The sequence below is a fragment of the Pseudomonas sp. GW821-FHT05H12 genome (genome assembly GCF_059419385.1).
Map to the genome: position 1 here is coordinate 35763 of NZ_JBWKRS010000022.1, position 20529 is coordinate 56291.

11 protein-coding genes are annotated in these 20529 nt (G+C 63.0%); 3 read left to right on the plus strand and 8 right to left on the minus strand.

Annotation, left to right across the window (positions count from 1 at the left end; genetic code table 11):
* Positions 1-63: 63 nt before the first annotated feature.
* Both AC07SU_RS19515 and AC07SU_RS19520 read right to left on the minus strand, forming a co-directional pair.
* Positions 64-1029, minus strand: a complete 966-nt coding sequence (locus AC07SU_RS19515; protein ID WP_494997941.1) for a GlxA family transcriptional regulator — start codon at positions 1027-1029, stop codon at positions 64-66.
* Between the two features lie 67 nt (positions 1030-1096).
* Positions 1097-1678: a TetR/AcrR family transcriptional regulator gene (locus tag AC07SU_RS19520; RefSeq protein ID WP_176996514.1), complete on the minus strand. Its 582-nt coding sequence runs from the start codon at positions 1676-1678 to the stop codon at positions 1097-1099.
* A gap of 142 nt (positions 1679-1820) precedes the next feature.
* Between AC07SU_RS19520 and AC07SU_RS19525 the strand changes: the two genes are divergently transcribed.
* Positions 1821-2993 (plus strand): MFS transporter, encoded by a 1173-nt coding sequence (locus tag AC07SU_RS19525; RefSeq protein ID WP_494997942.1) that lies wholly within the window; start codon positions 1821-1823, stop codon positions 2991-2993.
* On the opposite strand, the gene ispG is transcribed toward AC07SU_RS19525, so the two are convergent.
* From ispG to AC07SU_RS19545, 4 genes are read right to left on the minus strand one after another with little or no spacing between them, the layout of a single operon-like run.
* The gene (gene ispG, locus AC07SU_RS19530; RefSeq protein ID WP_494997943.1) at positions 2961-4238 is read right to left on the minus strand and encodes a flavodoxin-dependent (E)-4-hydroxy-3-methylbut-2-enyl-diphosphate synthase; all 1278 of its coding nucleotides are present in this window, start codon (positions 4236-4238) and stop codon (positions 2961-2963) included. The two genes, AC07SU_RS19525 and ispG, sit on opposite strands and share 33 nt — an antisense overlap.
* 18 nt (positions 4239-4256) lie before the next feature.
* Positions 4257-5186, minus strand: a complete 930-nt coding sequence (ispH, locus tag AC07SU_RS19535) for a 4-hydroxy-3-methylbut-2-enyl diphosphate reductase (protein ID WP_494997944.1) — start codon at positions 5184-5186, stop codon at positions 4257-4259.
* 2 nt (positions 5187-5188) lie between these two features.
* Positions 5189-7009 carry a 1-deoxy-D-xylulose-5-phosphate synthase gene (dxs, locus tag AC07SU_RS19540; RefSeq protein ID WP_494997945.1) on the minus strand — a complete coding sequence of 607 codons (1821 nt, stop codon included), beginning with the start codon at positions 7007-7009 and terminating at the stop codon, positions 5189-5191.
* A 51-nt stretch (positions 7010-7060) separates the two neighbouring features.
* On the minus strand, positions 7061-7297 hold the full coding sequence (locus tag AC07SU_RS19545) for a hypothetical protein (protein ID WP_494997946.1): 237 nt from the start codon (positions 7295-7297) through the stop codon (positions 7061-7063).
* Between the two features lie 277 nt (positions 7298-7574).
* On the opposite strand from AC07SU_RS19545, the gene ispC reads away from it, so the two are divergent.
* Positions 7575-8762: a 1-deoxy-D-xylulose-5-phosphate reductoisomerase gene (gene ispC / locus AC07SU_RS19550; protein WP_494997960.1), complete on the plus strand. Its 1188-nt coding sequence runs from the start codon at positions 7575-7577 to the stop codon at positions 8760-8762.
* Positions 8763-8770: 8 nt separating this feature from the next.
* Here ispC and AC07SU_RS19555 read toward each other — a convergent pair whose 3' ends face one another.
* A complete protein-coding gene (locus tag AC07SU_RS19555; protein WP_176996508.1) occupies positions 8771-9136 on the minus strand; it encodes a type II toxin-antitoxin system HicB family antitoxin in 366 nt (121 codons plus the stop codon).
* Complete coding sequence (locus AC07SU_RS19560) at positions 9133-9384, minus strand: type II toxin-antitoxin system HicA family toxin (RefSeq protein ID WP_176996507.1); 252 nt, start codon at positions 9382-9384, stop codon at positions 9133-9135. Before AC07SU_RS19560 ends, AC07SU_RS19555 begins: the two co-directional genes overlap by 4 nt.
* 208 nt (positions 9385-9592) lie before the next feature.
* On the opposite strand from AC07SU_RS19560, the gene AC07SU_RS19565 reads away from it, so the two are divergent.
* On the plus strand, positions 9593-20527 hold the full coding sequence (locus AC07SU_RS19565; RefSeq protein ID WP_494997947.1) for a non-ribosomal peptide synthase/polyketide synthase: 10935 nt from the start codon (positions 9593-9595) through the stop codon (positions 20525-20527).
* Positions 20528-20529 lie beyond the last annotated feature (2 nt).

Below are 20529 nucleotides of genomic sequence, written 5' to 3' on the forward strand. Positions count from 1 at the left end.
AAGGATTCCTCAGGGATGGTCTGAGGTAAAGCTTAGGCCAACTCACAGGGCGACAAAGGCCATTTAACCCTCGTTTCGGGACGTTGCGCTTGCCTCGGCGGGGTTCCTAGCCGTGCGCCGAATCACCCGTGGCGGCTCGCCGAATTGGCGAACGAACGCCCGACGCATGCGTTCGCTGTCACCAAACCCGGTTTGGCGGGCGATGTTGTCTAGGGGGTGGCGCCCATCCTGGATCAACACCACGGCCGCTTCGATCCGCAGCTTTTCCACAGCCTTGGCCGGTGTAAGCCCGGTTTGTGCATGAAACGCCCGGCTGAACTGGCGCAGGCTCAAGTGCGCGGCATCTGCCAGCTCGCTCAACGGCAGCGCGCGATGCAGGTTATTGCGCATATACGTCATGGCGGCCTGAATGCGATCGGTCTTCTGCTCCATGTCCAGCAGCACCGAGCGTTGCGGCTGGCCTGCGACGCGGCGGCTCTGAAGAATGAAGGTTTTCGACACAGCGCGGGCGACTTCCGGCCCCAGGTCGGTTTCAACCATGGCCAATGCCTGATCAATGCCTGCGGTCATGCCCGCACTGGTCCAGATGGATCCGTCGATCACAAACAACCGCTCTTCTTCCAGTTGGACCTCTGGATAGCGCGCGCGAAATTCGCCGGCAAAAAACCAGTGAGTGGTCGCCCGCCTACCGTCGAGCAACCCCGCCTGCGCCAGAAAGAAAGTACCGGAGCAGGTGGCCGCAAGGCGGCGACTGTGCACGGCGGCGTGTCGCAGATAAGCCAGCAGCGGCGCGGTAAATTCGCGATCACTGCCGCCGCCGATGATCACCGTGTCGAACGCGGTGTCATCGAAGCCTTCGGTGTGCACCACCACACCCAGGGAGCTGCGTACCGGCCCGCCATTTTCGGAGAGCAGCCTGACATCGTAATGAACCTTGCCCACGGCGCTGTTGGCACTCTCAAAGACAGACAGCGCGGCGAAGCTCATGACGCCGAAACCGGGAAAGGTAATGAAACCGATGCGCTGCATGATGGGCTCCGGGAAAAGGGCAGGCGGGCAGTCTAAGTGTGCACGCTTTGCATGGATGCGCTTGCGGTTATTGCTTCAGCCCTCGCAAGAGCAGCTCCAGCCCTTGCAGGCCTTCTTCCAGTCGCAGGTTGGGGTGTTCGTCTGCGGCAATCCACAGGGCGGTGCTCACCAGGCTGCCATTGATCAGGCGCGCTAACGCCTGGCTGGCGGCCGGTACGATGATGTGCGCGCTCATCAGGCTTTCCAGTAAGGCGGCCAGGGACTCCACGCAGTGTTGCGAGTGGCTTGATTCGGTGACGCCCAGAACCGCAGGCGCATCCTGGAAAACAATCCGTTGTATTTCGGGATCTTGTGCCATACGCAGGTAAGTACGGCAACGTTCGCGGAACCCGTCCCATGGGTCGCTTGCCTGATCGGTGATGCCTTGCAAGTGCGCATCCATCTCACCGTCGAGTTGGGCCACCACGGCCGCCAGCAAGCCCTTCTTGTCACCAAAGTGATGGTACAACGCACCCCGTGTCAGCCCGGCGCGCGCGGTAAAGTCGTCCATCGATGTATTGGCATAGCCCTGGCTGGCAAAGGCTTGGCGGGCGCTGGCGATCAGCCGGGCGCGGGTGTCCTCGATCATTTCGGCTCGGGCTCGGCTCATGGTTAAGGCTCGCTGTGGGTCAGTAAAAGATTGACATACGTTACGTATGTTAATCATGATTTGTCACATACGCACCGTATGTATTTTGCCTCGGGCGCTTCAGATAGCAAGGTTCAAGGCATAGAGAATGAGGTTCAGCAACATGGCAAACCCCTACGCCGAATTATTCCAGGTGCCTGGCGCGCGTGCGTTTGTATTGGCCGGCATGCTGGCGCGCATGCCGGTGTCCATGACCGGTATCGGCCTGATCACCATGCTGTCGCAGGTGCATGGTGGCTATGGCCTGGCGGGCTCGGTGGCGGCGGTGTTTGCCCTGGCCACGGCGTTTTGTGCGCCGCAGGTGTCGCGGCTGGTGGATCGCTACAGCCAGGGCCGGGTGCTACCGATTGCAGCATTGATCGGCGGCGGGGCGTTGCTGATGTTGCTGCTGTGCACGCGATTGCAGGCGCCCAGTTGGACCCTCTTCGTGTTTGCCGCGCTGGCCGGTTGCATGCCCAATATGTCCGCCATGGTGCGGGCGCGCTGGACCGAGTTGTACCGGGGCCAACCCAAGTTGCAGACTGCCTTTGCCCTGGAGTCGGTACTCGATGAGGTGTGTTTCATCATCGGCCCGCCGATCTCGGTGGGCCTGAGTGTGGTGCTGTTCCCCGAAGCCGGGCCGCTGGTGGCGGCGTTGCTGCTGGCGGCTGGGGTCACCACCTTTGTGCTGCAACGTGACACCGAACCTGCGGTGCACGAACACCACGCGCACCACGGCGGCTGGCTGATTGCTTCGCCCTCGGTGCTCATCCTGATGATCCTGCTGCTGGCCATGGGCGTGATCGTCGGCGTGGTGGATGTGGTCAGCGTGGCGTTCGCCCAGCACCAGGGCCAGCCTGCGGCTGCCAGCATCGTGTTGTCGGTGTACGCCATCGGTTCCTGCCTGGCTGGCCTGGCGTTCGGCACCCTCAAGCTCAAGGCACCGCTGCCGCGCCAGTTCCTGCTGTGCGGCGTGGCCACGGCGTTGACCACCTTGCCCTTGCTGCTGGTGACCAATATTCCTGGGTTGGCGGTGGCGGTGTTTATCTCCGGGTTGTTCTTTGCCCCGACCCTGATCGTGTCCATGGCGTTGGTGGAGCGGGTGGTACCGCCGAGCCGCCTCACCGAAGGTATGACCTGGCTGATCACCGGCCTGAGCATCGGCGTGGCCATCGGCGCTGCCAGCTCCGGGTGGATGATCGACCACTTCGGCGCCCCCAGTGGGTTCTGGGTGGCACTTGGGGCTGGTGCAGTGGTTTTTGGTTCAGCGTTGCTGGGCTACCGGCGCCTGGGCTGAAAGCAGCGCGTGCAAGGCCTGTTCGTCGTGGCCATAACGCGCCGCGACATAGGCCTCAAGCAAGCGGATAAAGTCTTCGGCGATGGTGGCGCCCTTGAGTGTCATCACCCGTTCGCCATCCATGTAGACCGGTGCCGAAGGGTGTTCACCGGCGCCGGGCAGTGAGATACCGATGTCTGCCAACCGGCTTTCCCCCGGACCGTTCACCACGCAGCCCATGACCGCCACATGCAACCGCTCGACGCCTGGGTAGCGGCTGCGCCACACCGGCGTTTGCGCGCTCAGGAACGCCTCGATCCGCTGCGCCAGTTCCTGGAAAAACACACTGGTGGTACGCCCGCAGCCGGGGCAGGCCACCACTTGTGGGCTGAAGGCGCGCAGGCCCATGGTTTGCAGCAGTTGTTGGGCCACCTGGACTTCACGGGTGCGCGTGCCGCCCGGCTCCGGGGTCAGGGACATGCGCAGGGTGTCGCCGATGCCTTCCTGCAATAGCACGGCCAGGGCCGCGGCGGAGGCGACGATGCCCTTGGTGCCCATGCCCGCTTCGGTCAAGCCCAGGTGCAGTGGGAAGTCGCACCGAGCGGCCAGGTGGCGGTAGACGGTGATCAAGTCCTGCACATGGCTGACCTTGGCCGACAGCACGATACGGTCTGCCGGTAGCCCGACGTCCATGGCGCGCTCGGCATTTTCCAGGGCCGAGACCACCAGCGCTTCGCGCATCACCGCGTCGGCCGGCAGCGGTGCGGGCAGGGCAGCATTCGTATCCATCAGGCGGGCCAGCAGGTCCGGGTCCAGGCTGCCCCAGTTGACGCCGATGCGCACCGGTTTGTCGTAGCGACAGGCAACCTCGATCATCTGGCAGAACTGTTCATCGCGCCGTTCGCCTTTGCCGACATTGCCGGGGTTGATTCGGTACTTGGCCAGGGCCTGGGCGCAGTCGGGGTAAGCGGCCAGCAGGCGATGGCCATTGAAGTGAAAATCCCCCACGAGAGGCACGTCCACATTGCGCTGGTCCAATAGCTCGCGGATGCGTGCGACCTGGGCCGCGGCTTCATGGCTGTTGACCGTGATGCGCACCAGCTCGGCCCCCGCACGCGCCAGGCTTTCCACCTGGCTTGCGGTGGCCTGGGCATCGGCGGTGTCGGTATTGGTCATGGCCTGCACCACGATCGGCGCGTCGCTGCCCAGGTGAACCGGCCCGACGTTGACCTGGCGGGTGGTGCGACGGACAGGGAAAGTGTTCATGCTCATGACGCCTCTGCGCTATTGCCGGGCAATCAACCCGGCGGGGAGGTGAAACCGCACCTGTTCCTCGCGCCCGGGCAAGGCCCTGACCTGCAGCGGGGCTATGCGTGCCAGCGCGGCGATGACGTCCTCGACCGAGCTTTCCGGGGTTGAAGCACCTGCGGTAATGCCCACGGTCATGTCGGGCGTGAACCACTGGCTGTCGATTTCACTGCCGTCGGCTACCAGGTAGCTCTGTACGCCGAGGTCATTGGCCAGTGCGCACAGGGTTACCGAGTTGGCGCTGTTGGCATTGCCGACCACCAACAGCCGTTCCACCTGTGTACACAGGTCGCGCACTGCTTGCTGGCGATTCTGCACCGCGTAGCAGATATCGCGGCTGGCGGGCCCGACAATCCCGGGGTAGCGCCGCGTCAGCGCCTGTACCACCGCCCGTGTGTCGTCAACGCTCAGGGTGGTCTGGGTCAGGTAGGCCAGCGGCGCATCCTCGGCGAACGGCAGCTCGCTGACCTGCCTGACGGTCTGGATCACGGTGATTGGTGCATCAACCTGACCCAGGATGCCAATGACTTCGGGGTGGCCGGGCTCGCCGATCAAGATCAATGAATAACCCTTGGCCGCGTACTGGCGTCCATGGTTGTGCACTTTGGACACCAGCGGGCAGGTGGCGTCGAATACCTGAAGCTGGCGTTGCTGAGCCTCGCGTTCCACGTCACGGGTTACGCCGTGGGCGCTGAAAAGGGTCACGGCACCGACGGGTACCTGGTCCAGCTCTTCCACGAACGTGGCACCCTTGTCCGTCAACGTCTGCACGACATGGCGGTTATGCACGATTTCATGGCGCACATACACCGGCGCGCCGAATTGGTCCAGGGCTTGTTCCACGGCATCGATGGCACGCACGACGCCGGCGCAGAACCCCCGTGGCTGGGCAATGATTACGTTCATGGTCAGGCGCTCACCTGACGCGGTGTGATGACGGGCATGGCCGCGCCCGGCGCGTGTTCATGGATAAAGCGGTTGATGGCCGCGCTGATGCCGTTGGCGTCCAGGCCGTAATGGCGCAACAGCTGATCAGGCGCACCGTGCTCGATGAACTGGTCTGGTAAACCCAATTGCAGCACCGGCCGGTGCAGGTTGTTGCGGGCCAGGTATTCCAGGCAAGCCGAGCCTGCGCCGCCGGTGATGCAACCTTCTTCAACGGTCACCAGCAAGTCATGGCTGCGCGCCAGGTTTTGAAGCAGCTCGGTGTCCAGCGGTTTGATGAAACGCATATTGGCGACGGTGGCATCGAAGCGGTCCGCGGCCTCCAGCGCGTGTTGCGTCATCGAGCCAAACGCCAGGATGGCCACACGTTGCCCTGGCACACGGGGGCTGAGGCGGCGGATTTCGCCTTTGCCTATGGCCAGCTCACTGAACACCTGCGAAGGTACAGCCCCCAGTGCGCAGCCGCGCGGGAAGCGCACGGCGCACGGCCCGGGTTGTTGCAGGGCCGTGTGCAACATCTGCCGGCATTCCTGGGCATCGGCGGGTGCCATGATCGTCAGGTTGGGGATACAGCGCAGAAAGGCCACATCGAAGGCCCCCATATGCGTGGCGCCATCGGCACCCACGATCCCGGCACGGTCGATGGCCAATACGACGGGCAGGTTCTGGATCGCGATGTCATGGATCAACTGGTCGTAGCCCCGTTGCAGGAACGTGGAGTAGATCGCGACCACAGGTCGCATGCCCTCCGTTGCAAGCCCGGCGGCAAACGTCAGGGCGTGTTGTTCGGCAATGCCGACATCAAAATAGCGCTGCGCGAAGCGTTGTTCGAACGCCCCCAGGCCGGAGCCTTCGCGCATGGCCGGGGTGATGGCGATCACCCGTGGGTCGTGTTCTGCTTCGTCGGCCAGCCATCGAGCAAACACCTGGGTGTATGAGGGTTTGCCTGGCGGCTCAGGGCGCAGGCCCTCGGTGGGGTCGAACTTTGTCGGCCCGTGATAGCGCACCGGGTCGGCTGCCGCCGGAGAATAACCGTGACCTTTTTCCGTGATGATGTGCAGCAATTGCGGCCCTCGACGTGATTTCAGGCGGCGCAGTACCCGTTGCAGTTCATCCACGTCATGCCCGTCGATCGGCCCGCTATAGGCAAACCCCATGGTCTTGAAGAGGTTGGCTTCGTGGCGGGCTTCGCTGCTGGCCGTCAATGCTCCCAGGTGTTCACGCAACCTGCCCACGGAAGGGGAGATCGACATGTCATTGTCATTGAGCACCACAAGGAATGGCAGGTCGCGGTAGACGCCGGCATTGTTCAGCGCCTCGAACGACATCCCGCCGCTTAGCGCACCATCGCCGATGACGGCGATGCAGTGCCGGTGTTCACCCTTGTTGCGTGCGGCGAGTGCCATGCCCAACGCGGCGGATATCGAAGTGCTGGAGTGCGCGGTGCCGAAGCAGTCATAAACGGATTCACTGCGCCGCGGAAAACCCGAAATACCGCCGAGTTGGCGAATGTCGGCCATGTCTTCACGGCGGCCGGTGAGAATCTTGTGGGCGTAGGCCTGATGCCCGACATCCCACACGATGCGGTCATCCGGTGTATTGAAGGTGTAGTGAAGCGCAATAGCCAGTTCGACCGTGCCCAGGTTCGCCGACAGGTGGCCGCCCGTGGTACTGACACTGTGCAGAATAAAGGCCCTCAGTTCGTCGGCCAGCGGCCGCAGTGCGGCGGGGTGCAAAGTGCGCAGGCGGGCAGGGTTATCAATGGTATTGAGGAGTTCGAACATGGTTGCCTCCTGCGAGCCGTGTTGACGCTCACCGCTAGAAAAAACGAAGTTCTAAGGATCGACCGTGTAAACATTAAAGTTGCCGTTTTTCATGTTGTGAAGAGCAAGTTTATTGGGTGGGCGCATGACTGCTACTTCGCCAGCAGTTAGTTTTGCTGAACGTTTTTCAGGATTTATGTTTAGTTTTCGAGGCGCAGAAGAGTGACGCCCGCTGCCGTGGAAGCACGTGCTTTGGTCTGCTGGCGGCGATTCGGTAAACCTTGCGTGTGATGTTTTATAGGCGTTCACAGTACAGTCTCATTGGGACTAGCCATTGGACGATACTGCAGACCAAACAGATGGGCTGAAAAGGCAAGAGGTGAAGGTTATTTTTAGAAAGGAACAGGCGTCAGCGCAAGTCCGTGCATAGTTTTATTTGGAATGAGCGAGTTTTGAACGCGTTATAGGTCGCCTGTTATATAAATAAAAGTGTGCTTGCCTATCGCAAGTTAGTCGAGTGGCTAACTTGTCAGGTAGTGGGCGGATGCTACGGTTACTTCAATTACCTGCCGCCTCCAAAGGACGTTTGATCATGTTGCAACGCCTGCTCGTTCTCGGTTCTACCGGGTCGGTCGGCGACAGTGTTCTGGATGTAGTCGCGCGTCACCCCGAGACATTGATGGTGCAAGGGCTTACTGCTCATCGGAACATCGACAAGTTGTACCGACAGTGCCTGCAATTTCGTCCCCCCGTCGCTGTGGTCAGTGAACCGCAGCATGCCATCGAGCTACAGGCCCACTTGCTGGCAGCCGGCCTGCCGACCGAAGTGTTGTGTGGTTTGGATGCCTTGTGTGCGGTGGCCGCTTCGTCGGATGTCGACACGGTGGTGGCCGGTATCGTCGGGGCGGCGGGGTTGTTACCGACCTTGAGTGCTGCGCAGTCGGGCAAGAAAATCCTTTTGGCGAACAAGGAAGCCTTGGTCATGGCCGGCGCCTTGTTCGTCGAAACCGTGGCCAGCGGCGGAGCGACGGTGATACCACTCGACAGTGAGCACAACGCGATTTTTCAGTGCCTGCAAGGCTGTCACGGTTCGCTGGAGGACGTTGATCGTCTGATCTTGACGGCCTCGGGTGGACCTTTCAGGAAGCGTCCCCTCGACAGCCTGGACGATGTGAGCCCCGACCAGGCCTGTGCCCATCCCAATTGGTCAATGGGTCGCAAAATTTCCGTGGATTGCGCCACCCTGATGAACAAGGGCCTGGAAATCATCGAAGCCCACTGGCTGTTCGACTTGCCCGCCGAACGCATCCAAGCGTTGATTCACCCGCAAAGCGTGGTGCACTCCATGGTGGTGTTTCGCGATCAATCCGTGTTGGCCCAACTGGGCAACCCGGATATGCGGATGCCAGTGGCTCACGCACTGGCGTATCCGCAACGTATCGAGTCCGGAGTGTCGCCGCTGGACCTCACACGTTCTGGCGGCTTGACCTTCGAGCATCCCGACCTCCATCGCTTCCCCTGTTTCGGCCTGGCCCTGCAAGTGCTCGCCGAAGGTAATCGCGCCAGTGCGGCGTTGAATGCCGCGAATGAAGTGGCCGTCGAGGCGTTCCTGGGGCGACGGGTTCGGTTCACCCAGATCCCGCGTGTGGTGGATCACACCTTACAGTGCATCAACCTGCAGACGCTCTCCAGCCTGAGCGATATTTTCGAGCAGGATCACCAGGCAAGGAGGTTGGCACGCGAGGCGGTCAGGGTGTGCAGTTTAAACGGTTGATACCGCGCTCAGCCGACGGCAGGCGTTGACTCACTGCGATGGTGCAGCAGGAATTCGCTCAGCGCCTGGCGCGTCAAATCGTTCAGCGTCACTTTCTTGCGGCTTGCCTCCAGGGCTGCTGCCAGATGCAGGTCGTGGCCGACGCGCACGTTGAATGAGCCTTTGCAGGGTTTCTCCGGTGCTTGCCTGAGGGTCTGGCAGGTGGCGAGATAGTCGTCCACCGCTTCGCGAAAGGCCGCGTCCAGCTCGGCGACGGTCTTGCCCTCGTAGCTGACCAGCGCCTTGATGAACAGCACTTTGCCGAACAGGCAGTTGTCTTCGAGGCTGGCTTCGATGGAGCCGATGTAGCCTTGGTGTTTCAGTTGGTTGTTCACTGAATCAGTTCTCCTGATTTCAATTGTTCGATGATCTGGCGCCGAATGTAGTGTTTCACTTCGTTGCCGGGGTGAGGCCTGTGCAGCGTAATCATTGCACTGGGGTCGCCGTTGTAGAATTTGACCCGGCTTCCAGCCCCTTGAATCTGTGTGTAGCCCAGCCGGCACAGCAGCGTGGCGAGCTCCTGCCAGGTAAATCCCATCTGCGGATTGAGCAGTTTGGCGAGCAATTTTTCATTTTTGGACACAGCGTTCCCTGCGTGTAACTAAATGTAGTTGCAAAAAGTGGTTTACGTCAATGCTAGCCCGGGTTCATTCGTCGTGCCGAATTTGGTGTAACCCTTGATGACACGCCGCTGCGCGCTTCCCATCCCCCGCTAATTTTTCGCTGTCCGGTTCGTTTTATAGGGACGACGTGCCTTTGTGCTTCCCGCCTATTGCTCCGGACTCCAAGAAATGAATGCTGAAGACTCCTTGAAACTTGCTCGCCGGTTTATCGGGTTGCCCCTGGAAAAACGCCAACTGTTCCTGCAGGCCTTGCAGAAAGAGGGCGTGGATTTTTCCCGGTTCCCGATCCCGGCAGGGGTGGAGGCACAGGATCGCCAGGCGCTGTCCTACGCGCAGCAGCGCATGTGGTTTCTGTGGCAATTGGACCCGGCCAGCGGTGCCTACAACCTGCCCGGCGCCGTGCGGCTCAAGGGCGCGCTGAACCTGGGCGCGATGGAGCAGGCGTTCGCCAGCCTGGTGGCGCGCCATGAAACCCTGCGCACGGTGTTCCAGCGCCAGGACGATGAGCGCCTGTTGCAGGTGGCGATGACGTCGCAGGTGACCATCGAGCAGTTGGATGTGAGCGCGCTGGCGCCCGCCGAGCGCGAGCAGGCTGTCGTTGAGGCCGCGACCCGTCAATCGCTGTTGCCCTTCGACCTGGAGCACGGCCCGTTGCTGCGCGTGCAGTTGCTCAAGCTCGACGAACACGAACACGTGCTGCTGCTGACCCTGCACCACATCGTCTCCGACGGTTGGTCGATGAACGTGCTGATCGACGAGTTCATCCGCTGCTACGACGCCCACGAGCGCAACGAGCAGCCACAATTGCCGGCGCTGCCGATCCAGTACAGCGATTACGCCCTGTGGCAGCGGCGCTGGCTGGAAGCGGGGGAGCAGGCGCGTCAACTGGACTACTGGCAAGCGCGCCTGGGGGATGAGCACCCGGTATTGGAGCTGCCCACAGACCGGTCGCGCCCGGCCATGCCGAGCTACCAGGGCACCCGTCATAACTTCGCCATCGACCCGGGCCTGGCGGCGCAGTTGCGCAGCTGCGCGCAAAAACACAATGTCACCTTGTTCATGCTGCTGCTCGGCGCGTTCAACGTACTGCTGCATCGCTACACCGGGCAGGGTGATATCCGTGTCGGCGTGCCGATTGCCAACCGTAACCGCAGTGAAGTCGAAGGGCTGATTGGCTTTTTCGTCAACACCCTGGTGCTGCGCACCGAGCTGACCGGGCAGACCCGCGTCAGCGAACTGCTGCAAGGCATCAAGGAGCACGCACTGGGCGCCCAGGCCCATCAGGAGTTGCCATTCGAGCGCTTGGTGGAAGCGCTGAAGATCGAACGCAGCCTCAGCCATACGCCGCTGTTCCAGGTGATGTACAACCACCAGCCGGTGGTGGCGGATATCAGCTCGGTGAGCACTGCGTCCGGCCTGGAACTGACCCTGGTGGAATGGCAAGGCCGTACCACCCAGTTCGACCTGACCCTCGACACCTTTGAGAAGTCCGGCACGCTGCACGCCGCGCTGACCTATGCCAATGACCTGTTCGACGCGCCCACCATTGCACGCATGGCCGAGCACTGGACCCGCCTGTTGCACGCCATGGTCGCCGACGGTGAGCAACGCATCGGCGAATTGCCGATGGTGGCTGCCGACGAACAGCAGGTGCTGATCCACGGCTGGAACCGGACTGCCGAGGCCTACCCGACCGAGCAGGGCATCCATCAGCTGATCGAAGCTCAGGCGCAACGCACCCCGCATGCCCCGGCGCTGGTATTTGGCGCCACCACCTTGAGCTATGCCCAGCTTGACGCTCGCGCCAACCGATTGGCCCACGCCTTGCGCGAGCGCGGCGCAGGCCCGGATGGGCTGGTGGGTATCTGCATCGAGCGTTCAGTAGAAATGGTGGTCGGCCTGCTGGCGATTCTCAAGGCCGGTGGCGCCTATGTGCCGCTGGACCCGGAATACCCCCAGGAGCGCCTGGCCTACATGATCGAGGACAGCGGCATCCGGTTGCTGCTCAGCCAGCAAAGCCTGCTGGCGCTGTTGCCGACCGCAGGTATTGACGTGGTTGTGCTGGATCAGGCCGAGTCGTGGCTCGACGGTTACAGCAGTGCATCGCCCGCCGTCGCCCTCGATGCGCTGAACCTTGCCTACGTGATCTACACCTCCGGTTCTACCGGCAAGCCCAAGGGCGCCGGCAACAGCCACCGTGCGCTGGTCAACCGCTTGTGCTGGATGCAACAGGCTTATGGTCTCGACGCCAGTGACGCGGTGCTGCAAAAAACGCCGTTCAGTTTTGACGTGTCCGTGTGGGAGTTCTTCTGGCCGCTGATGACCGGCGCACGCCTGGTGGTCGCCGCCCCGGGTGAGCACCGTGAGCCGGCGCGGCTGATCGAAACCATCGGTCGCCACGGCATCACCACGTTGCACTTCGTGCCGTCGATGCTCCAGGCGTTTATCCATGAGCCGGGTGTGCAGGCCTGCTCGAGCCTCAAACGCATTGTGTGCAGCGGCGAGGCCCTGGCGCTGGATGCGCAACTGCAGGTGTTCGCCAAGCTGCCGGGCGCCGGCCTGTACAACCTTTACGGTCCCACCGAAGCCGCCATCGACGTGACCCATTGGACCTGCTTGGACGAAGGTGCCGACAGCGTGCCCATCGGCCGCCCGATCGCCAACCTCGCCACCTATGTGCTCGACGCCCAGCTCAACCCGGTGCCGGCCGGTGTTTCCGGTGAGTTGTACCTGGGCGGCGTCGGCCTTGCCCGTAGCTACCATCGTCGCCCGGGGCTGACCGCCGAGCGGTTTGTGCCCAGCCCCTTTGTCGATGGTGCGCGCCTGTACCGCACCGGTGACCGCGTGCGCCAGCGCGCCGACGGTGTGATCGAATACCTCGGCCGCCTCGACCATCAGGTCAAGCTGCGCGGCTTGCGGATCGAGCTCGGTGAAATCGAGACGCGCTTGATGCAGCACCCCCACGTGCGCGAAGCCGTGGTGCTGGTGCAGGGCGGCAAACAGTTGGTCGCTTACCTGGTACTCGAACACGAAGAACCTGCCGACCTCAAAGCGTGGCTGCTCAGCAGCCTGCCGGAATACATGGTGCCGACCCATCTGGTGCCGCTGGCCAAGCTGCCGGTCACCGCCAATGGCAAGCTCGATCGCAAGGCCCTGCCGGTGCCGGATGCTGCGCCGCAACAGGCTTATGAGGCGCCGCAAGAGCCCTTGCAAATCGCCTTGGCGGCGATTTGGCAGGACGTGCTTGGCCTTGAACAAGTCGGCCTGGACGACAACTTCTTCGAACTGGGCGGCGACTCGATCATCTCCATCCAGGTGGTCAGCCGCGCCCGTCAGGCGGGCATTCGCCTCAGCCCGCGTGACCTGTTCCAGTACCAGAGCGTGCGCAGCCTGGCGCGGGTGGCAAGCTTCGAGCAGGCCATCGTGATCGACCAGGGCCCGGTCAGCGGTGAGGTGATCCTCACACCGGTGCAGCAGGCGTTTTTCAGCGAGGCGATCCCGGCGCGGCATCACTGGAACCAGTCGTTGCTGCTGACCCCGCGTGAGGCGCTCGACCCTGCACGCCTGGACGCGGCCCTGAACCGATTGATCAACCACCACGATGCCCTGCGCCTGCGTTTTGTGGCGCAGGCTGACGGATGGCAGCAAACTCACGGGGCCCCGGTCAGCGCGTCCGGGTTGTGGCAGTCCCATGCGCAAAACGATGCAGCGCTGGCCGCCTTGTGCGATGAAGCCCAGCGCAGCCTGGACCTGGCGCAAGGCCCGTTGTTGCGCGCCGCCTTGATCAGCCTGGCCGATGGCACTCAGCGCCTGTTGCTGGTGGTCCATCACCTGGCGGTCGACGGTGTGTCGTGGCGCATCCTGCTGGAAGACTTGCAACAGGCTTATCGCAACGCGGCACTGCCCGCCAAGACCAGCGCCTACCAGCACTGGGCGCAGCGGCTGCAGGCTCATGCGCAGACCCTGGAGGCTCAACTGCCTTACTGGCAGGCGCAGTCACTCGACGCCGACCTGCCGTGCGATAACCCTCAAGGCGGCTTGCAGAATCGCCTGGGCACCCAGCTCGAAATCCGCCTCAACGCCGAAGACACCCGCCAACTGCTGCAAGACGCGCCGGCCGCCTATCGCACCCAGGTCAACGACCTGTTGCTGACGGCGCTGGCACGGGTCATCGGCCGTTGGAGCGGCCAGGCTGCGGCGCTTATCCAACTGGAAGGCCACGGCCGTGAAGACCTGTTCGACGACGTCGACCTGACCCGTACCGTTGGCTGGTTCACCAGCCTGTTCCCGGTGCGTTTGCAAGCCGATGGCGAATTGTCGAGCGCGATCAAGGCGGTCAAGGAGCAACTGCGCGCAATCCCCGACAAGGGGGTGGGCTATGGCCTGTTGCGCTATATGGGCACCTCCGAGTCTCACCAAGCCCTTGCAGGGTTGGCTGTACCTCGTATCACCTTCAACTACCTGGGGCAGTTTGACCGCCAGTTCGATGACTCGGCACTGTTTGTGCCGGCCACTCAAGGCAGCGGCCAGGCCCAGGACGCCGAGGCGCCTTTGGCCAACTGGCTGACGGTGGAAGGGCAGGTGTACGGCGGTGAGCTGAGCCTGAGCTGGGGGTTCAGCCGCGAGATGTTCCAGGCGGCGACCATCGAACGCCTGGCCGACGATTACCGTCGCGAATTGCTGGCGCTGATCGCCCATTGCGTGGACCCGCAACAGGGCGGCCTGACGCCGGCCGACGTGCCCCTGGCACAACTGGCCCAGCCACAACTGGATGAGTTGGCACTGCCGGCCCGTCGGGTACAGGACCTGTACCCGTTGTCGGCGATGCAGCAGGGCATGCTGTTTCACAGCCTGTATCAACAAGGGCAGGACGACATCTATGTCAGCCAGCTGCGCGCCGATATCCAGGGCCTGGACGTCGCACGCTTCCAGCGTGCCTGGGAGCAGGTTGTGGCCCGGCACGACATGTTGCGCACCGGCTTTGTCTGGCAGGACGCCCAAGCGCAACCGTTGCAGGCGGTCTACCGCGAGGTCGCCTTGCCGTTCGCCGCGTATGACTGGCAGTCCCGACCTGATCAGCAAGCGGCGCTCGATGAGCTGAGCGAGTCGGCCCGGGCCCAGGGTTTTGTGCTGGAACAGGCGCCGCTGTTGAGCTTGAAGTTGATCCGCACGGGCGTTGATCGCTTCCATTTGATCTACACCAACCACCACATCCTGCTCGATGGCTGGAGCCGTGCGCAGTTGTTCGGCGAGGTTTTGCAGCACTATGCCGGCCAGTCGTTGGCGCCGATTCAGGGGCATTACCGCGACTACATCGCCTGGTTGCAGGCGCAGGATGCGTCCGCCAGCGAGGCCTTCTGGAAAGGTCAGTTGGCAGCGCTGCAAACGCCTACACACCTGGCTCGCACGGTATCGCCTGATCCTTCATTGGCCAAGGGTGCGGTGCATCTGGCGTTGACGGCGGCGCAAACCACGCAACTCAAAGCCTTTGCCCAAGCGCACAAAGTCACCCTCAACACGCTGGTGCAAGCCGCCTGGTTGTTGTTGCTGCAACGCCAGACCGGCCAGGACACCGTCGCCTTTGGCGCCACTGTTTCCGGACGCCCGGCGGGTTTGCAAGGGGTCGAGCAGCAGGTGGGGCTGTTCATCAATACGCTGCCGGTCATCGCCACGCCAAGTCCGACGTTGCGGGTCGGCGAATGGTTGCAGCAGGTCCAGGACCTGAACCTTGCCCTGCGTGAGCACGAACACACGCCGTTGTTCGATATCCAGCGTTGGGCGGGCACCAGCGGCGGCGCGTTGTTCGACACGCTGCTGGTGGTTGAAAACTACCCGGTATCCGAGGCGTTGGCCCACGGGGCGCCGGCCGGGCTTGCGTTCAGTAACGTACAAAACGTGGAACAGACCCATTACCCGCTGACGGTACTGCTGGGCGCTGGGGCGTCCCTGGCGTTTGAGTTCAGCTTTGACGTGCAATTGTTTGCTGAAGGTGAAATCCACCAGCTGGCCGAGCATTTCCACTGCCTGTTGCACGGCCTGGCCAGGGATTCGTCACAACGCTTGGGAGATCTGCCATCGCTGACCGAGGCAGAGCGCGAGCAAGTAATCCATCAGTGGAACGCCACCGCCCGCGACTACCCGTTGCAGCAGTGTGTGCACACACTGATTGAAGCGCAGGCCGCCAACACGCCGGACGCCCCGGCCTTGGTGTTTGGCCAGCAGCGCTTGAGCTACAGCGAGTTGAACCGTCGTGCTAACCGTCTGGCCCATCGCCTGATAGAGGCTGGCGTAGGGCCGGATGTGCTGGTCGGCCTCGCCGTAGAGCGTTCCATCGAGATGGTGGTGGGCTTGCTCGCTGTGCTCAAGGCCGGGGGCGCCTATGTACCGCTGGACCCTGAATACCCGCGTGAACGCCTGGCCTATATGCTCGACGACAGTGGCGTGAAGCTGCTGTTGACCCAGGCCCATCTGCTCGAGCATTTGCCGATCCCGACCGGGCTGGAATGCCTGGTGCTGGGTGAGTCTGCTTTCGAGGGTTTCAGCGAAGCCAATCCGAACGTGACGTTGGACGGCGAAAACCTCGCCTACGTGATCTACACCTCCGGTTCCACCGGCCAGCCGAAAGGCGCGGGCAACCGTCATTCGGCGCTGCTCAACCGCCTGCAGTGGATGCAGGAAGCCTATGCGCTGGATGCCAGCGACAGCGTGCTGCAAAAGACCCCGTTCAGCTTCGACGTGTCGGTGTGGGAGTTCTTCTGGCCGTTGATGACCGGTTCACGCCTGGTCGTCGCTGCGCCCGGCGATCACCGCGATCCGGCCAAGCTGGTCAGCCTGATCAACACCGAGCAGGTCACCACGCTGCACTTTGTACCGTCGATGTTGCAGGCATTCCTGCAAGACCCGATGGTCTCCACCTGCCATACCCTGCACCGCATCGTTTGCAGCGGCGAGGCCTTGCCGGTGGATGCGCAGATCCAAGTCTTCGCCAAGCTGCCGCAGGCCGCGCTCTACAACCTGTACGGCCCGACCGAAGCGGCCATCGACGTGACCCACTGGACCTGCGTCGATGAAGGTCGCGACGCGGTGCCGATTGGCCGCCCAATTGCCAACCTCGGGTGCTACATCCTCGACAGCAACTTCGAGCCTGCGCCCGTTGGTGTGCTTGGCGAGCTGTACCTGGGCGGTGTCGGCCTGGCCCGGGGTTACCACCGTCGCCCGGCCCTGACGGCGGAGCGTTTTATTGCCCACCCGTTTGTAAAAGGCGAGCGCCTGTACCGCACCGGCGACCTGGCGCGCTACCGCGACAACGGCGTGATCGAATACGCCGGGCGCATCGACCACCAGGTCAAGCTGCGTGGCTTGCGTATCGAGCTGGGGGAAATCGAGGCGCGCCTGCTGGAGCACGAGTGGGTGCGTGAAACGGCCGTGTTGGCAGTCGACGGACAAACCCTGGCGGGTTACCTGGTGCTGCAACAGGCGGGTGACGACTGGCGCGATGTATTGAGCGCCCACCTGGCCCAGCACCTGCCGGACTATATGGTGCCGGCCCAGTGGATGGTGTTGGAGCAAATGCCGTTGAGCCCCAACGGCAAACTCGACCGCAAGGCCTTGCCGAAAGTGGAGGCCCAATCGCGGGATTATCTAGCGCCCCACACCGCACTGGAGCAGCAGGTTGCTGCAATCTGGGCGCAAGTGCTGGGCGTGGAGCGGGTTGGCCTGAGCGATCATTTCTTCGAGCTGGGCGGGCATTCGTTGCTGGCCACCCAGGCCATCTCGCGCGTGCGCCACGGCCTGGGCCTTGAGGTAGGGCTGAAGGCGCTGTTCGATCAGCCGGTGCTCGGGGCGTTTGTCCAGGCTTTGGGCGCCGAGCGGGTGGAAACCCATTCGATTGAACCGGTTGAGCGCGACCAGCCGCTGGCCTTGTCGTATGCCCAGGAGCGGCAGTGGTTCCTCTGGCAACTGGACCCGCACAGCGCGGCGTATCACGTGCCGAGCGCCTTGCGCCTCAAGGGCGCGCTCGATCAGGACGCCTTGCAGCGCGCGTTCGATACCTTGGTGAGCCGTCACGAAAGCCTGCGCACGCACGTGCAGCAGGACGCTGATCGCACCGTGCAGGTGATCAGCCCGGTTGCCCGCATTCAGCTCGACACGGCCGAGGCCGACGAGGCAAACCTGAAGGCGTTGGTGGAAGCGCGCATCACCCAGCCGTTCGACCTGCGTTCGGGCCCGCTGATGCGCGCCGGTTTGCTGCGCCTGGCCGACGATGACCATGTGTTGGTGTTGGTGCAGCACCACATTATTTCTGATGGCTGGTCGATGCAGGTGATGGTCGATGAACTGGTGCAGCTCTATGCCGCCTACAGCCAGGCGCAACCCCTGCAACTGCCGGACCTGCCGATCCAGTACGCCGACTACGCCGTGTGGCAACGCCAGTGGATGGAGGCGGGGGAGAAGGCCCGTCAACTCGACTATTGGCGCGACCTGCTGGGCGGCGAGCAGCCGGTGCTGGAACTGCCGTTCGATCACCAGCGTCCCGCCGTGCCCACTCACTGTGGCGCGCGCTTGAGCATTGCGTTGCCGGCGCCGTTGCTCGACGGCCTCAAGGGCCTGGCCCAGCGTGAAGGCGTGACGTTGTTCATGCTGTTGCTGGCGTCGTATCAGGTGTTGCTGCACCGCTACAGCGGCCAGCAAGACATCCGCGTCGGCGTGCCGATTGCCAACCGCAACCGTGTGGAGACCGAGCGCCTGCTGGGCTTCTTCGTCAACACCCAGGTACTCAAGGCCGATATCGACGGGCACACCACCGTCGGCCAACTGCTGCAACAGGTCAAGCAGCGTGCCCTGGAGGCCCAGGCCCATCAGGATTTGCCGTTCGAACAACTGGTGGAAGCGCTGCAACCGGAGCGCAGCCTGAGTTTGAGCCCGTTGTTCCAGGTCGCGTTCAACCACCATGTGAGCCTGGCGGGCAGCCATTTGCGGCGCCTGGCGCAGTTGGACATCAGCCCGGTTCTCTGGGATGAGGCCGTGGCACAGTTCGACCTGACCCTGGATATCGAGGAGTCCCAGGAGCAACTGCGCGCTTCGCTGAGCTACGCCACCGACCTGTTCGACGCCAGCACCATCGAGCGCATGGCGCGTCACTGGCAGAACCTGTTGCAGGCGATGGTGGCTGACCAGCAGCAAACCGTCGGCCAATTGAACCTGCTCGACACCGAAGAGCAACAGCACATCCTGCAACTGTGGGACCGTACCGACTCAGGCTTCCCGGCCACACGCTGGGTGCACGAACTGGTCGGTGACCGCGCCCGCGAAACCCCCGATGCGGTGGCCGTCAAGTTCGACGGCCAAACCCTCACTTACGCCGAACTCGACTCTCAGGCTAACCGCCTGGCCCATGCGCTGATCGCCCGTGGTGTCGGCCCGGAAGTGCGCGTGGCCATCGCCATGCCGCGCAGCGCCGAGAGCATGGTGGCGTTCCTGGCGGTGCTCAAGTCCGGTGGTGTTTACGTACCGCTGGACATCGAATACCCCCGCGACCGCCTGCTGTACATGATGGAAGACAGCCGCGCGCAACTGCTGCTGACCCACACCAGCGCCTTGCAGCAACTGCCGATCCCTCAGGGGTTGGAAGCCCTGGCGATTGATCGCACCGAAGACTGGGCCAACTACAGCGACACCGCACCAAGCGTCGTGCTGGACGGCGACAACCTGGCCTACGTGATCTACACCTCGGGCTCCACCGGTATGCCCAAGGGCGTGGCGGTGTCCCACGGCCCGTTGGTGGCGCACATCATCGCCACCGGCGAACGCTATGAAACCAGCCCGGCCGACTGCGAACTGCACTTCATGTCCTTCGCGTTCGACGGTTCCCACGAGGGTTGGATGCACCCGCTGATCAACGGCGCCAGCGTGCTGATCCGCGACGACAGCCTGTGGCTGCCGGAATACACCTACGCGCAGATGCATCGGCACAACGTGACCATGGCCGTGTTCCCGCCGGTTTACCTGCAACAGCTGGCCGAGCATGCCGAACGTGACGGCAACCCTCCGGCCGTGCGGGTCTACTGCTTCGGCGGCGACGCCGTGGCGCAGGCCAGCTACGACTTGGCCTGGCGTGCACTCAAGCCGACGTATCTGTTCAACGGCTACGGCCCGACTGAAACGGTGGTTACGCCACTACTGTGGAAAGCCCGCAAAGGCGACCCCTGCGGCGCTGTCTACGCCCCCATCGGCACACTGCTGGGCAACCGCAGCGGCTATGTGCTGGACGCGCAACTCAACCTGCAACCCATCGGCGTGGCGGGTGAGCTGTACCTGGGCGGCGAGGGCGTGGCCCGGGGTTACCTGGAGCGTCCGTCGCTCACGGCCGAACGTTTCGTGCCGGACCCGTTCGGCAAACCCGGCAGCCGCGTGTACCGCAGCGGCGACCTGACCCGTGGCCGTCCGGACGGCGTGGTGGACTACCTTGGCCGTGTCGACCACCAGGTGAAAATCCGTGGTTTCCGCATTGAGCTGGGCGAAATCGAAGCGCGTTTGCGTGAGCAGGACAGCGTCGGTGAAACCGTGGTGGTGGCCCAGGAGGGCCCGACCGGCAAACAGTTGGTGGCGTACGTTGTGCCCGCCGATGGACTGCTGGCCAACGAGGCCGAGTTCCGCGACAGCCTGCGTCGCGCCCTCAAAACCCGTCTGCCCGACTACATGGTGCCATCGCACTTCATGTTCCTCGCGCAGATGCCGCTGACTCCCAACGGCAAGCTCGACCGCAAGGGCCTGCCCGAGCCGGACGCCAGCCAATTGCAACAACACTACGTGGCCCCCGAAACCGAGTTGGAGCAACAGATCGCAACGATCTGGGCCGACGTACTGCACCTGCCGCAGGTGGGCCTGAACGACAACTTCTTTGAAGTGGGCGGCCATTCCCTGCTGGCGATCCAGATCACCTCGCGGGTCCAGGCCGAGTTGGGCCTGGAGGTGCCGTTGGTGGAAGTGTTCCAGACCGAGTCGTTGCGCGCCTATGTCCAGGCGGCAGCGACCTTCCGTGCCGGCAGCGCGGAAGATTTTGATGATCTTCGTGACTTTTTGAGCGAACTAGAGGCGATTTGAAC